The 13,365-nt window shown below is 68.0% G+C and carries 14 protein-coding genes; 7 read left to right on the top strand and 7 right to left on the bottom strand.

Translation table 11 applies throughout. From position 1 onward, the window contains the following. Window positions 1-326: 326 nt before the first annotated feature. The gene (locus JLDANKMP_RS09945) at window positions 327-2,648 is read left to right on the top strand and encodes a DUF1631 domain-containing protein (RefSeq protein ID WP_005408168.1); all 2,322 of its coding nucleotides are present in this window, start codon (window positions 327-329) and stop codon (window positions 2,646-2,648) included. Window positions 2,649-2,699: 51 nt separating this feature from the next. Then, window positions 2,700-3,779, top strand: a complete 1,080-nt coding sequence (locus JLDANKMP_RS09940) for an NAD(P) transhydrogenase subunit alpha (protein WP_212561008.1) — start codon at window positions 2,700-2,702, stop codon at window positions 3,777-3,779. 121 nt (window positions 3,780-3,900) lie between these two features. On the opposite strand, the gene JLDANKMP_RS09935 is transcribed toward JLDANKMP_RS09940, so the two are convergent. The 3 genes from JLDANKMP_RS09935 to JLDANKMP_RS09925 are packed head-to-tail and all read right to left on the bottom strand — an operon-like array spanning window position 3,901 to window position 5,273. After that, window positions 3,901-4,362, bottom strand: coding sequence for a DUF3106 domain-containing protein (locus JLDANKMP_RS09935; RefSeq protein WP_012479217.1), 462 nt, complete (start codon window positions 4,360-4,362; stop codon window positions 3,901-3,903). Between the two features lie 3 nt (window positions 4,363-4,365). Continuing rightward, entirely contained in the window at window positions 4,366-4,692 is a 327-nt protein-coding gene (locus JLDANKMP_RS09930) for a hypothetical protein (RefSeq protein WP_012479218.1), read from the bottom strand. Continuing rightward, entirely contained in the window at window positions 4,689-5,273 is a 585-nt protein-coding gene (locus tag JLDANKMP_RS09925) for an RNA polymerase sigma factor (protein WP_005408172.1), read from the bottom strand. The genes JLDANKMP_RS09930 and JLDANKMP_RS09925 overlap by 4 nt, the downstream gene beginning before the upstream one ends. A gap of 98 nt (window positions 5,274-5,371) precedes the next feature. Between JLDANKMP_RS09925 and JLDANKMP_RS09920 the strand changes: the two genes are divergently transcribed. Further along, window positions 5,372-5,692, top strand: coding sequence for an NAD(P) transhydrogenase subunit alpha (locus tag JLDANKMP_RS09920; RefSeq protein WP_060380535.1), 321 nt, complete (start codon window positions 5,372-5,374; stop codon window positions 5,690-5,692). Beyond that, window positions 5,689-7,149, top strand: a complete 1,461-nt coding sequence (locus tag JLDANKMP_RS09915) for an NAD(P)(+) transhydrogenase (Re/Si-specific) subunit beta (protein ID WP_005412324.1) — start codon at window positions 5,689-5,691, stop codon at window positions 7,147-7,149. Before JLDANKMP_RS09920 ends, JLDANKMP_RS09915 begins: the two co-directional genes overlap by 4 nt. Window positions 7,150-7,281: 132 nt before the next feature. Here JLDANKMP_RS09915 and JLDANKMP_RS09910 read toward each other — a convergent pair whose 3' ends face one another. Beyond that, window positions 7,282-7,701 carry a hypothetical protein gene (locus JLDANKMP_RS09910; protein ID WP_005408175.1) on the bottom strand — a complete coding sequence of 140 codons (420 nt, stop codon included), beginning with the start codon at window positions 7,699-7,701 and terminating at the stop codon, window positions 7,282-7,284. Between the two features lie 122 nt (window positions 7,702-7,823). On the opposite strand from JLDANKMP_RS09910, the gene sufT reads away from it, so the two are divergent. The 3 genes from sufT to JLDANKMP_RS09895 all read left to right on the top strand — a co-directional run bounded on the left by sufT (window position 7,824) and on the right by JLDANKMP_RS09895 (window position 11,721). Further along, window positions 7,824-8,375, top strand: coding sequence for a putative Fe-S cluster assembly protein SufT (gene sufT / locus JLDANKMP_RS09905; protein WP_012479222.1), 552 nt, complete (start codon window positions 7,824-7,826; stop codon window positions 8,373-8,375). A 59-nt stretch (window positions 8,376-8,434) separates the two neighbouring features. Next, entirely contained in the window at window positions 8,435-9,529 is a 1,095-nt protein-coding gene (locus JLDANKMP_RS09900; RefSeq protein WP_049431421.1) for a branched-chain amino acid aminotransferase, read from the top strand. Between the two features lie 449 nt (window positions 9,530-9,978). Continuing rightward, window positions 9,979-11,721: a S8 family peptidase gene (locus tag JLDANKMP_RS09895; protein ID WP_005408178.1), complete on the top strand. Its 1,743-nt coding sequence runs from the start codon at window positions 9,979-9,981 to the stop codon at window positions 11,719-11,721. Between the two features lie 121 nt (window positions 11,722-11,842). Here JLDANKMP_RS09895 and JLDANKMP_RS09890 read toward each other — a convergent pair whose 3' ends face one another. The 3 genes from JLDANKMP_RS09890 to wrbA form a co-directional block, all read right to left on the bottom strand. Beyond that, entirely contained in the window at window positions 11,843-12,328 is a 486-nt protein-coding gene (locus tag JLDANKMP_RS09890) for an asparaginase domain-containing protein (protein WP_010481766.1), read from the bottom strand. 79 nt (window positions 12,329-12,407) lie between these two features. Beyond that, window positions 12,408-12,743 carry a DUF2069 domain-containing protein gene (locus JLDANKMP_RS09885; protein ID WP_212561007.1) on the bottom strand — a complete coding sequence of 112 codons (336 nt, stop codon included), beginning with the start codon at window positions 12,741-12,743 and terminating at the stop codon, window positions 12,408-12,410. Beyond that, window positions 12,740-13,333 (bottom strand): NAD(P)H:quinone oxidoreductase, encoded by a 594-nt coding sequence (gene wrbA / locus JLDANKMP_RS09880; protein ID WP_005408181.1) that lies wholly within the window; start codon window positions 13,331-13,333, stop codon window positions 12,740-12,742. The genes JLDANKMP_RS09885 and wrbA overlap by 4 nt, the downstream gene beginning before the upstream one ends. Window positions 13,334-13,365 lie beyond the last annotated feature (32 nt).

The following is a 13,365-nucleotide window of genomic DNA, read 5'->3' as shown; positions in this document are numbered from 1 at the left end:
CTGAACCGGTCATCACGAAGGTTTGATTATAGTCGGGGTGGTCAAAGACACCGTCTGTGTCGCGTCTGGCCTTTGAATACCAAACTGTGATGAACGTCATGCCACTGGCGGGAAACGGGCGGCCGCTTCCCCTCGCCTCGCAGGCCTTGCACGGCTTACGATATCTACCTTGCCGGGCCGCCGGTCATGAGGTTTGAAGTGAGGACTGTTTCACTGTCCGTGACGGGCTGGCCGGCCTACCATCGACGTACCGGTACATGGGGTGTGCCGGTCGTCGCGATGTCCACGTTGTCTGTCGTACCAGAGAAGGTGGGGAGCCTTCCCGAATGATGAGCGCGCCCACACCGATGGGATCGCCGGGTCGTGACCCGGCCCAGCTCCAGCGTGCCCGGGACATGGTCCTGCCCGCGCTGTGCCAGGCCTTTGGCGCGGCACTGGCGCGCTTCGACGATGCCCTGTTCGACCGGGCCGGCAATGCCGGTTCGTCGCAGCTGCTGTTCCTGGATGCAATGCGCGAACTGCGCCGCCGCCGCGAGGACATTGCCGGTGCCTTCTCTGGCCACCTGCAGCGGGCCTGGGATGCGCTGGCCAGTGGTGAGCCCATGTCGGCCGAATCGACGCTGTCCGGCCCAGCCGAGGATGGCCTGAGCCTGCTGGCCGAGCACGTGCTGGAGTCGCGGCTGGCGGTGCGCAATTTCGCCACGGTGCTGCTGCGTGACTTCAAGCCGGTGCTGGCGCGGCTCGACCGTCGCCTGGGCCGTCTGGTCGGCGGCGCCGAACTGGATGCCGACCATAATCCCATCAGCCCCGAACACCTGGGCGTGGCCATCCACGAAGCCTTTGCCGGCTGTGAACTGGCCCCGGAAGTGCACCTGGTGCTGATCAAGCTGTGCGAGCGTGACCTGCGCGCGCCGGTGGGTCGCATCTACGAGAAGCTGGACGAGCAACTGGCCGCGGCCGGGGTGATGTCGCAGATGGGGGCGCCGCGGCGTCCGCCGTCGGCCGCGCCCGACCCGCGCATGGCCTCGGGCCTGGATGACCTGGTGGAGCAGCGCCCGGGCTCGGGCCTGGACGGCGAATTCGGTGATGACGAGCAGGCCGCGCCGGCCTGGGCGCAGCGCTTTGCCGCACGCTGGTCCGAGCGGCGTGGCCACATGCAGCAGCACCTGGGTGCCGAAGGCAGCGGCACCGGCGAGGCCCATGCGGGCCAGCAGGGCATGCTGCTGGAGGCGCTGCACGAACTGCTGCAGCAGACCCGCCACGTGCGCGAGGACGCGACGTCGGCCGCACAGGTGGCGATCGGCCAGCAGCGTCCGCTCAGCCAGCGCGAGATGATGTCGGTGCTGTCGCTGCTGCAGGCCACGCCCAGTGCGACCCTGCGTGCAGCGATCGGCGAGGACGGCGAATCACTCGCGCAGCGGTTGAAGAGCGAAGTGCTGTCCAGCGCCACCCGTCTCGGTGTCGACCCGGGCCAGACCCGGCTGGACCCGCAGGACGAGGATGCGATCGACCTGGTGGGCATGCTGTTCGACGTGATGCTGGACGAGCGCGAACTGGAAGGCCGCTCACGCGAGTTGATCGGCCGCCTGGTGGTGCCGTTCGTCAAGGTCGCCATGCTCGACCGCCGCATGTTCGTGCAGAAGACCCATCCGGCGCGCAAGCTGCTCAACTCGCTGGCCGAGGCCTGCGAAGGCAACACCGGCGAAAGCCAGGCCGAGCGCATGCTGATGGCCAAGGTCGAGGAGATCATCGAGCGCCTGGTCGCCGAGTTCAACGAGAACCTGGCGATCTTCCTGACCCTGGAAGAAGAATTCCGCGAGTTCCTCGTGCAGCATCGTCGCCGCGTGGAAATCGCCGAGCGTCGCGCCGCCGAAACGCAGCGTGGCCAGGAAAAGCTGGAAATGGCCCGTACCCGTGCCGGTGCCGAGCTGGACCGCCGCATTGGTGATGCCACCCTGCCGCCGGCCATCGCTGAATTCCTGCGCCAGCCATGGCAGCACCACCTGACCCTGGCGCTGCTGCGCGAAGGCGAGGAGGGCGCATCGGTGGCCGAGGCCCTGAGCCTGGGCGACGGGCTGCTGGAGGAAGTGGCCGAGGCCCGCCGCCAGATCGTCGGCAAGCCGTGGCTGCAGGCCTGGCAGCCGGCGCTGGCCAAGGTGTTCGCCAGCGTGGGCGTGCATGGCGACGCCGCCACCGGCGCCATCGATGCCCTGCATGACACCCTGCAGGGCATTGCCGAATCGCGGCCGGAACTGCAACGCGCGCTGCCGGAACTGCCGCAGGTGGCACTACCGACCCCGCCGGTGGCCGAATCGCCGGCGGTCGAGCTGGGCGGGCAGATCGATGCTGATGATTTCGACAATGCCGACGCCGATCGCTTCCGTCGCATGGAGATCGGCAACTGGCTGGACTTCGTCGACAAGGACGGCAAGGTGCAGGCCGGCAAGCTGTCCTGGGTCAGCCCGATTTCCTCGCGCCTGCTGTTCGTCAACCGTCGCGGCGTGCGCTTCTGCGTGGCCTCGCCGGAAGAACTGGCGGTGATGGTGCGGCTGGGGCGTCTGCGCGCCCATGTGGATGACGGTGCGTTCGACAGCGCGATGCAGGGTGTGATCGATCGGCTGGACCCGGGCAGCGCCACGCTGCACTGAGTGGAGCCGCCTGCTAGGATCGGGAAAACTCACCGATCAGCGGGGACCTGCATGGCCGTGGCGTTGCTGGGGATCAAGGAGACCGCGCCGGGCGAACGGCGCGTGGCGCTGACGCCGGAAACCGCGCGCAAGCTCGGCGCCCTCGGCATTACCGTCTGGTACGAGGCCGGCGCCGGCTTGGCGGCAGGTTTCACCGATGCAGCCTATGAGGATGCCGGTGCCCGCGCATTCGACGCCGGCCGCTGGGCCGAAATCGACATCCTGTTGTGCGTGCAGGCGCCGCCAGCCTCGGTACTGGAACAGCTGAAGCCGGGCGCCACCGTGGTTGGCCTGTTGACCCCGGCCAGTGATCCGGGCCTGGCGGCACTGGCTGCCGATGACCGCCTGCACCTGTTCCCGCTGCAGCAGCTGCCGCGCACCACCCGTGCGCAGGCGATGGACGTGCTCAGTTCGCAGGCCGGCATGGCCGGTTACAAGGCCGCGCTGATCGCCGCCGAACGCGCACCACGTTTCTTCCCGATGCTGACCACCGCTGCCGGCACCGTGCGTCCGGCCAAGGTGCTGGTGATCGGTGCCGGCGTGGCGGGGCTGCAGGCCATTGCCACTGCCCGGCGTCTCGGTGCACAGGTGGAAGGTTTCGACGTGCGTCCGGAAACCCGCGAGCAGATCCAGTCGCTGGGCGCGCGCTTCCTCGATCTTGGCGTGAGCGCGGCGGGCGAAGGCGGGTACGCGCGCGCGTTGACCGATGAAGAGCGTGCCGAGCAGCAGCGCCGCCTGGCCGACCACCTGCGCAGCGTGGATGTGGTGATCTGCACCGCAGCGGTACCGGGGCGACCGGCGCCGACGATCGTGACTGCCGCGATGGTGGAGGGCATGGCCACCGGCAGCGTGATCGTGGACCTGGCTGCCGAGAGCGGCGGCAACTGCGCACTGACCCAACCGGGGCAGTGCATCGAGCATCAGGGCGTGACCATCGATGGCCCGCTGGGCCTTGCCAGCCGCGGCGCCACCCAGGCCAGCGAGATGTATGCGCGCAACCTGCTCAACTTCGTCGCGCTGTTCGTGAGCGAAGGGCAGCTTGGTTTCGACTGGGACGACGAGCTGCTGGCGAAGACACGCTGGCAGGCGTGAACGACATGGGGTCAGATCCCTTTGCCTCTGGCAAAGGGATCTGACCCTGGTTCCCGGAATCTGCCAGGGGTCGTATCCCTTTGCCTCAGCAAAGGGCTCTGACCCCGTTCCCCGCGGCGTTTCAGCGCGGCTTCGCCGGCGGTGGGTTGTCGCGCACCCAGTCCTTGCGTTGTTCCGGCGTCATCTGCGACCAGCGCTCGCGCAGTGCGTCGCGCTGCGCGGGCGGCAGTTCCCGCATCTGGCCGAACAGGGCCCGGGCCTGCTCACGCTGTTCCGGGCTCATGTGCTCGAAGCGGCGCAGGCCACGGCGGGCCTTGTCGCGCTCCTCCGGGCTCATCGTCTGCCAGCGCTGGCCATGCGAGAGCATGCGCTGGCGCTGGCCGGCATCGGCGCTGTTCCAGCGGTCGCGCAGGGGCGCCAGCAGCGATTCCCGCTGCGCTTCGCTCAACTGTTCCCAGGCCGGCAGCGGCGTGGCCGGCGCAGGGCGTGCCGCAGGGGCGGGCGCGGCGCTCTGCGCCAGCGCCGGGAGGGCCGGCAGCAGCAACAGGGTCATCAGCAGGGGCAGGGTGTGCAGTCGGGACATGATTCACTCCATCGCCAGGTCGGTATCGCCCAGCCACAGGTACAGATCGGGATTTTCGTCGTAGAGCGCGCTGTTGTCTTCCACCGAGGCCAGCACAGGTGCCGGCGCGGGGCCCGTCAGCGTGCCATGGCCGGTGAACTGCAGGCCGATACCCAGCGCCACCACCAGTGAACAGGCGCTGGCCAGCCACCAGCGCAGGCGCCCGTGCCGGGTCGCGCTGGCGCCGTGTCGGGCCTGGCGCAGGCGTGCCAGCGTAGCCGGCGACAGCGCGTGCAGCGACTGCGCGTGCAGGCTGCGCAGGGTGTCATCGGAAGGCAGGGAGCGGTTCACGGGTGGATCTCCAGGTAGTCCTGCAGCGCCTGCCGGGCGCGTGCCAGATGGGTTTTTACCGCGCCTTCGCTGCAGCCCATGGCGCGGGCGGTGGTGGCCCCGTCCAGGTCCTGCAGCACGCGCAGGGTGAAGGCCTCGCGCTGGCGGGCGGGCAGGCGGCGCAACGCGTCCACCAGCTGCTGGTACTGCTGGCGCTGTTCATGCGCCTGTGCCGGGTCCGGGCCGGGATCGGCCCAGTCGATCTCGCCGCCTTCCGCGTCCTGGTTGTCGCGCCAGAACGGCAGGCGGAAGCGGCGCCGGCGCTGCACGTCGATCACGCGCCGGCGCAGGATGCTCCAGAACAGCGGCGCCCATTCGGCTGCCGGCTTGTCGGCGTAGTCCAGCATGCGCAGCAGCGCGTCCTGCACCGCGTCCATGGCGTCTTCGCGCTGGCGCAGGCCGGCCTCGGCGAAGCGGAACGCGCGCGGGCCGACGCTGGCCAGGAACGCTTCCAGCGATGCCGGCAGGGCATCGGTCTCGGCGCTCGGGGGGACGGGGCTGCTCACCAGCACAGGGTACGGTTCCTCGCTCGGGGTCACCATCGACAACGCATGAGCGCCGCTTCGGTTGACGCCGGGTGCACGCCGGGTTCAGCCCATGGTTATGATGGGCCGACGAAGACAGAGCGGGAGCGTTGCCAGTGAGTGACGGGTTCGTAGCGCTGTACATCTTCATGCTGGCCGCCATCGCCGGCCACGTGATCATTTCGCGGGTGCCGGTGATCCTGCATACCCCGCTGATGTCGGGCTCCAATTTCATCCACGGCATCGTGCTGATCGGCGCGATGGTGGTGCTGGGGCACGCGCAGACACCGTTGGAGAAGGTCCTGGGCTTCCTCGCCGTGGTGCTGGGTGCCGGCAATGCCGCCGGTGGCTACGTGGTCACCGCGCGCATGCTGGAAATGTTCAAGCCGAGCGCGCCCAAGGGCGGCAAGGACGAGCCGAAGGAGCCGCAGGCTTGAACATCAGCACCGTCGAACTGCTCGACTGGCTGGTCAAGGCCAGCTACCTCGTCGCCGCCACGCTGTTCCTGCTGGGCCTGCAGCGCATGGCCTCGCCACTGACCGCGCGCAGCGGCATCCGCTGGGCCGGGCTGGGCATGCTGCTGGCCACTGCGGCCACTTTCTTCCTTCCCGAACTGCACAACGTGCCGCTGATCCTGGTGGCGCTGCTGCTGGGCGCGGGCCTGGCCTGGTGGTCGGCCGGCAAGGTTGCCATCACCGACATGCCGCAGATGGTGGCGCTGTACAACGGCATGGGCGGTGGCTCGGCGGCGGCGATCGGCGCGGTGGAGCTGCTGCGCTACGCCTTCCTTGCCAACCGCGATACCAGCCACTGGAGCGCGCAGGCGCTGGCCGACCTGGCCGCGCGCCAGCCGTCGGGCACGGTGCTGCTGCTGGCGGTGGTCGGCGCAGCGATCGGCGCGGTGTCGCTGTCCGGCTCGGTGATCGCCTGGGCCAAGCTGGATGGACGCTTGGACAAGCGCGTGACCTGGCCGGGCCAGCAGGTGATGAACCTGCTGGTGGCGCTGGCGGTGGTGGTACTGGCGATCATCGCCGCCAGCACGCTCAGCACTTGGGCGATCGTCGCCTTCTTCGTACTTGCGCTGGCGCTGGGCGTGCTGATGACGCTGCCGATCGGTGGCGCCGACATGCCGGTGGTGATCTCGCTGTACAACGCGTTCACCGGCCTGGCGGTGTCGTTCGAAGGTTACGTGCTGGGCAACGAAGCATTGATCATCGCCGGCATGATGGTCGGCGCGGCGGGCATCCTGCTGACCCGGCTGATGGCCAAGGCGATGAACCGGCCGATCCGCAACGTGCTGTTCTCCAACTTCGGCGGTGGTGCTGGTGGCGAAGCGCAGGCGATCAGCGGCTCGCAGAAGCCGATCGAAGCGGCTGACGTCGCCGCGATGATGGCCTTCGCCGAGCGCGTGGTGATCGTGCCTGGCTACGGCATGGCCGTGGCGCAGGCGCAGCACAAGATCTGGGAGCTGGCGCAGCGGCTGGGCCAGCGCGGGGTGAAGGTGAAGTTCGCGATCCACCCGGTGGCCGGGCGCATGCCGGGGCACATGAACGTGCTGCTGGCCGAGGCGGGTGTGCCCTACGACCTGATCGCGGACATGGACGACATCAACCCGGAGTTCGCCAACACCGACGTGGTGCTGGTGATCGGCGCCAACGACGTGGTCAATCCGGTCGCACGAACCGATCCGGCCAGCCCGATCTACGGCATGCCGGTACTGGACGTGGTCAATGCGCGCAACGTGGTGGTGATCAAGCGCGGCAAGGGCACGGGCTTCGCGGGCATCGAGAATGCGCTGTTCTACGCCGACAACACCCGCATGCTGTATGGCGACGGTGCCGAAGCGGCAGCCTCGCTGGTCAGCGAGTTGAAGGCGCTCGACGGCGGGCATTGAGGACCGGGGTCGGATCCCTTTCCGCAGGAATGGGCTCTGATCCCTTTGCCGGCCAGCGGCCGGCACTACCACCCCATCCACGCATGCGTGGATCTACCTGCATATCCCCGGCGGGCGTGGCAACCGGCGCGCTCAGCGCGCCAGCCAGGCGCCTACGGCCACGGCCACGGCCAGCCACAGCCACTCCACCGCGCCATTGGCCAGGGTGACCAGGGTCCAGGCCAGGTGCGGGCCCATCCGCATCGTGGCGTCCCACAGGTCCAGCCCGATCGAGCCGCCCATCCAGGCGCTGGCGATGGTCCAGTTGGCCACGGCGGCCACCAGCAGGGTGCCCACCACGACCAGCACGATGCGCAGCCGGCCCGGGCCGAGCGTACCCATGCGCAGCATGAACACCAGTTCCAGGGCGGTCAGTACCGCCATCCAGCCGACCTGCCGGCCGGTCATCAGCGCCAGCACCATCCAGGCAAGGGGAGCAACAACCAGGCCCAGCAACAGCATGATGGGCCAGAGCCAGGTCACGGTCCTGGCACGCGCGGCATTGGAGGACATCGAAGCTCCCTGAAGATCACCCACAGGATACTGTGGTTTGCGGCGGTGCACCGGCGGTGCCGGAGCGGCTGGGCTAGAATGCCGTCTTGCGTGGCCCCGGCCACGGCCCCATATCGGTCCCCATGTATTCCCGTAGCAGCGAACCTGTCCACTTCGAGCGCGATTGCGAGGCCGTGATGGTCCCGCAGGGCGATACCGTGACCCTGCCCGCCGGCAGCTATGGGTACATCACCCAGGCGCTGGGCGGCAGTTATTCGGTGTTCGTCGAGGGCAACCTGTTCCGCATCGCCGGCAAGGACGGCGACGCCATCGGCAAGGAGGCACCGGCACCGCTGGAACTGCCGGCCGACGCCACTGATGAACAGGTGGAACAGCTGGTGTGGCAGCAGCTGCGCACCTGCTTCGACCCGGAAATTCCGGTGAACATCGTCGAACTGGGCCTGGTCTACGAGGTCGAGATCAAGCACCTGGACGAAGGCCAGCGCGAGATCGACGTGAAGATGACCCTGACCGCACCGGGCTGTGGGATGGGCGACATCCTGGTCGACGACGTGCGCAGCAAGCTTGAAATGATCCCGACGGTGGCCGAGGCCGACGTCGACCTGGTGTTCGACCCGCCGTGGAACCAGCACATGATGTCCGAGGCGGCCCGGCTCGAGACCGGCATGCTTTGACCCAGGGCCCGCAGTGACGCGGGCCCGGCACTACCCGCAACCAGAACAGGAATCCTCCGGTGTCCCAGTCCATCCCCAGCTTCGCCGTTACCCGTTCGGACCACCCGCGCAGCGCTGAAGAGCGCGCCAAGATCCTGGAGAAGCCGGGCTTCGGCCTGCACTTCACCGATCACATGGTGGAAGTGCGCTGGGACAAGGATGCCGGCTGGCACAACGCCAACGTGCGTGCCTACGGCCCGTTGCAGCTGGATCCGGCCGCGGCCGTGCTGCACTACGGCCAGGAAATCTTCGAAGGCATCAAGGCCTACCGCCATGCCGATGGCTCGATCTGGACTTTCCGTCCGGATGCCAACGGCCGTCGCCTGCAGCGTTCGGCGCAGCGCCTGGCGCTGCCGGAACTGCCGGTGGAGATCTTCGTCGAATCGCTGAAGCAGCTGATCGCGGTCGACAGTGACTGGGTGCCGTCGGCCGATGAGTCCAGCCTGTACTTCCGTCCGTTCATGATCGGCGACGAAGCCTTCCTCGGCGTGCGCGGCGCGCACAAGGCCGGCTACTACGTCATCGCCAGCCCGGCCGGCCCGTACTTCGCCAAGGGCGTTGCCCCGGTGTCGATCTGGCTGTCCACCGAATACGCGCGTGCGGCCAAGGGCGGCACCGGTGCCGCCAAGTGCGGTGGCAACTATGCTGCCTCGCTGCTGCCGCAGCAGAAGGCGCAGGCACAGGGCTGCTCGCAGGTGCTGTTCCTCGACCCGGTCGAAGGCAAGTACCTGGAAGAACTGGGTGGCATGAACGTGTTCCTGGTCTACAAGGACGGCACTCTGGTGACCCCGGAACTGTCGGGCAGCATCCTCGAGGGCATCACCCGCGAGAGCATCCTGCAGCTGGCCCGCGACCGCGGCATGAAGGTCGAAGAGCGCAAGGTCAGCATCGACGAGTGGAAGCAGGGCGTGGCCTCCGGCGAGATCGCCGAAGTATTCGCCTGCGGCACCGCCGCGGTGGTCACCCCGATCGGCCAGCTGAAGGGCGAGGGCTTCTCGGTGGGCGACATCAACGCGCCGGCCGGCGAAGTGACCATGTCGCTGCGCAAGGAACTGACCGACATCCAGTACGGCCGCCTGCCGGACCGCCACAACTGGCTGGTCAAGCTGGGCTGATCGCCCACGCTGAACTGTAGCGTCGAGCCACGCTCGACTGCGCTTCCGGAAAGCCCGTCCCCGTGACGGGCTTTCTGCGTTATGGGCCGGGGGTCAGATCCCTTTTCCATGGAAAAGGGATCTGACCCCGAATCAGCGAACGCCGATGTCGGCATAGTCATTCCAGGACACGTGACGGCCCAGTCAGGTCTGTGCAGGACACGAGAAGGTTCCTTCACCTTCACAAACCCTCGACCCGAAAAGTCTCAGAACGAACATTTCATCTTGCTGAAAAGACGCTGAAAATCTTGTGGTGTCCGGTTTCGGCCATTAGCGTCATCTGCACGGCGGATCGTTAGGGGGATCCGCTGACTCACCGGACTTCGAACCTCGCCAATGCAAGCCAGCCCAGGGTTCGGGCCGGTGCTTCTGCCGATTCCGGCATTCACACCACAAGAAAGGGAAATACGATGTCCCAGGTAACGCAACCGCGTGTGCGTCGAGTGTGGGTGGTCCTTGGTGCGTCCGTTCTGTCATCGCTGCTGCTGGCCACGCCTGCGCTGGCCGGTGATGTCCAGCTCAGCGGCCTGCAGTCCGCGCCGACGCACCAGCGCTTCATCGTCAAGTACCGCGACGGCAGCGCCGCCGTGGCCAACACTACTGCGCTGGCTTCGTCGCTGAAGACGGCCGCCGCCGGCCTGGCCAGCAGCCAGGGCCGCGCGCTGGGCCTGCAGCAGGTCCGCAAGCTGGCCGTCGGCCCGACCCTGGTCAAGACCGACCGTCCGCTCGACCAGGCCGAATCCGAACTGCTGATGCGCAAGCTGGCCGCCGACCCGAACGTGGAATACGTCGAAGTCGACCAGATCATGCGCGCGACGCTGACCCCGAACGACACCCGCTTCAGCGAGCAATGGGGCTTCGGCACCTCAAATGCCGGCATCAACATCCGGCCGGCCTGGGACAAGGCCACCGGCACCGGCGTGGTGGTGGCCGTGATCGATACCGGCATCACCAACCATGCCGATCTCAACGCCAACATCCTGCCGGGCTATGACTTCATCAGCGACGCCGCGATGGCGCGTGATGGCGGCGGCCGCGACAACAATCCGAACGACGAAGGCGACTGGTACGGCGCCAACGAGTGTGGCTCGGGCATCCCGGCCTCCAACTCCAGCTGGCACGGCACCCACGTTGCCGGCACCGTGGCGGCGGTGACCAACAACAGTACCGGCGTGGCAGGTACCGCGTTCAATGCCAAGGTCGTGCCGGTGCGCGTGCTCGGCAAGTGCGGCGGCTACACCTCCGACATCGCCGATGCGATCGTGTGGGCGTCCGGTGGCACCGTCAGCGGTGTACCGGCCAACGCCAATCCGGCCGAAGTCATCAACCTCTCGCTGGGCGGCGGTGGTAGCTGCTCGACCACCTACCAGAACGCGATCAACGGCGCGGTCGGCCGTGGCACCACCGTGGTGGTCGCCGCCGGCAACAGCAACACCAACGTGTCCTCGTCGGTGCCGGCCAACTGCCCGAACGTGATCGCGGTGGCGGCGACCACCTCGGCCGGTGCACGTGCCAGCTTCTCCAACTACGGTACCGGCATCGACATCTCGGCACCGGGCCAGAGCATCCTGTCCACCCTCAACACCGGCACCACCACGCCGGGCAGCGCGACCTACGCGTCGTACAACGGCACCTCGATGGCGGCGCCGCACGTGGCCGGCGTGGTCGCGCTGATGCAGTCGGTCGCTCCGAGCCCGCTGAGCCCGGCGCAGGTCGAGAGCATCATCAAGAGCACGGCACGTCCGCTGCCGGGCGCCTGCTCGGGTGGTTGCGGCGCTGGCATCATCGACGCCAATGCCGCCGTGGCTGCGGCGATCAACGGTGGCGGCAACCCGAACCCGGGTGGCAACGTGCTGCAGAACAACGTGCCGGTGACCGGCCTGGGCGCTGCGACCGGTGCCGAGCTGAACTACACCGTGGCTGTTCCGGCCGGCAGCACCCAGTTGCGCGTCGCGATCAGTGGCGGCAGCGGTGATGCCGACCTGTATGTGCGCCAGGGCAGTGCCCCGACCGATACCACCTACACCTGCCGTCCGTACCTGAGCGGCAACAGCGAGACCTGCACCATCAACAGTCCTGCCGCCGGCACCTGGTATGTGCGGGTGAAGGCCTACAGCACCTTCTCGGGCCTGACCCTCAACGCCCAGTACTGAGCCCAAGCCCCTCTCCATGGGCACGCCCCGGCTCAGGTCGGGGCGTTTTCTCTTTGGGTAGGCACCGGCCCTGCAAGGGCAGCGCTTTGGTGGGTGCCGACCTTGGTCGGCACGCTGTTCCTCAGACCGACTCGAAGCGGTTGGCGGCCACGTTCTTGCGCACGTGCTGCGGATCGAAGATACGACCGTTCATCGCGATGTACACGCCGCTCGGCAGCGACTGCACCGCACCGATCGCACAGCCGATGTTGAACTCCGCATCCGAGCCACGGAAGCGTGCCGGGCTCAGTGCACCGGTCATCACGATGGTCTTGTCCGGGATCGTCGCCAGCACCTTGCCGGTCTGCACCATCGAGTCGGTGCCGTGGGTCACCAGCACGTGGCGGGTCGGCTGCGCGGCGATGGTGGCGCGGATCAGTTCGCGGTCTTCATCGTTGATGTGCAGCGAATCCTTGCGCAGGATCGGAATCACGTTGAAGCGGAACGTCACGCCCAGCTCGCGCAGGATCATGCCGATCTGGGGGTCGCCGATCTGGTAGTCAGACTTGTCGTCGAAGTAGATCTTGTCGATCGTGCCACCGGTGGTGACGACCAGGAGCTCTTCCATCATGTGCATGCGCGAAACCAGGACAGGTACAGCGGCGCGGAGCCAGGAACACAGATGATACGGCCCGGCGGGCGCAGCGTCAGCGTCGCTTGCCGAAGCGGGCGCGCAGCCCCGGCAGGCTGGCGCTGAAGATCACCAGCAGGGCCAGGGCGATTTCGATCAGCGCCAGCCAGCGTGTTTCCGGGTGGCTCCAGGCGCTCATCACGCCGTGGCTGAACCAGCCCAGCGCCAGCACCGAGGCCCAGAACCTGGCCTTGCGCCAGCCCAGCCGCAGCGCAAAGGCCAGCGCCAGCGGCGGCGCGGTGAACACCAGCTGGGTGGCCAGCCAGTGCTTGTCATTGATGAACCAGCCTGCGAACAGCGCGGCCAGCCCCATCAGGGCCAGCAGCAGGACCGTGCGCGGCGGGCGGCTCATCGGGCCAACCGCTGCGCGATGTCGGCCACCCGGCGGCCCAGCGCGCGGGCCAGCACGGCCTCGTCGTCGGTCGGCTGCGGATCGTCGGCGGCACCGGCCACGTGGCTGGCGCCATAGGGCGTGCCGCCACTGGTGGTGTGGCTCAACGCCGGTTCGGTGAACGGGATGCCGACGATCACGCAGCCGTGGTGCAGCAGCGGCACCTGCATCGACAGCAGGGTCGATTCCTGGCCGCCGTGCATCGAGGCGGTGGAAGTGAACACGCCGGCCGGCTTGCCGGACAGGGTGCCATTGACCCATTCGGCGCCCAGTCCATCCAGGAAGTGCTTGACCGGCGCGGCCATGTTGCCGAAGCGGGTCGGGCTGCCGAGCAGCAGGCCCTGGCATTCCACCAGGTCCTGCACGCTCACGTAGGGGGCGCCGTCGTCGGGTACCGGCGGCTGCGCGGTCTGGGTCACGGCGGCCACTGGCGGCACCGTGCGCAGGCGCGCGCTCATGCCCGGCACTTCGCCAATGCCCCGCGCGATCTGGCGCGCCAGCCGTGCCACCGAACCGCCCCGGCTGTAGTACAGCACCAGAATCTCGCCCATCGTGCCCGCTTCTCCTCGTCGTGTGGTCGCCA

The organism is Stenotrophomonas sp. PE591 (genome assembly GCF_018320795.1).
Classification (GTDB): domain Bacteria; phylum Pseudomonadota; class Gammaproteobacteria; order Xanthomonadales; family Xanthomonadaceae; genus Stenotrophomonas; species Stenotrophomonas maltophilia.
This window is presented reverse-complemented; position numbering and strand designations above follow the sequence as displayed.

Excerpts from the sequence above, each read along its gene's own strand:
- JLDANKMP_RS09895 (WP_005408178.1), top strand. The coding sequence starts at position 9,979 with ATGTCCCAGGTAACGCAACCGCGTGTGCGTCGAGTGTGGGTGGTCCTT.
- wrbA (WP_005408181.1), bottom strand. The coding sequence starts at position 13,333 with ATGGGCGAGATTCTGGTGCTGTACTACAGCCGGGGCGGTTCGGTGGCA.
- JLDANKMP_RS09945 (WP_005408168.1), top strand. The coding sequence starts at position 327 with ATGATGAGCGCGCCCACACCGATGGGATCGCCGGGTCGTGACCCGGCC.
- sufT (WP_012479222.1), top strand. The coding sequence starts at position 7,824 with ATGTATTCCCGTAGCAGCGAACCTGTCCACTTCGAGCGCGATTGCGAG.
- JLDANKMP_RS09890 (WP_010481766.1), bottom strand. The coding sequence starts at position 12,328 with ATGGAAGAGCTCCTGGTCGTCACCACCGGTGGCACGATCGACAAGATC.
- JLDANKMP_RS09940 (WP_212561008.1), top strand. The coding sequence starts at position 2,700 with ATGGCCGTGGCGTTGCTGGGGATCAAGGAGACCGCGCCGGGCGAACGG.
- JLDANKMP_RS09925 (WP_005408172.1), bottom strand. The coding sequence starts at position 5,273 with ATGGTGACCCCGAGCGAGGAACCGTACCCTGTGCTGGTGAGCAGCCCC.
- JLDANKMP_RS09935 (WP_012479217.1), bottom strand. The coding sequence starts at position 4,362 with ATGTCCCGACTGCACACCCTGCCCCTGCTGATGACCCTGTTGCTGCTG.
- JLDANKMP_RS09885 (WP_212561007.1), bottom strand. The coding sequence starts at position 12,743 with ATGAGCCGCCCGCCGCGCACGGTCCTGCTGCTGGCCCTGATGGGGCTG.
- JLDANKMP_RS09910 (WP_005408175.1), bottom strand. The coding sequence starts at position 7,701 with ATGTCCTCCAATGCCGCGCGTGCCAGGACCGTGACCTGGCTCTGGCCC.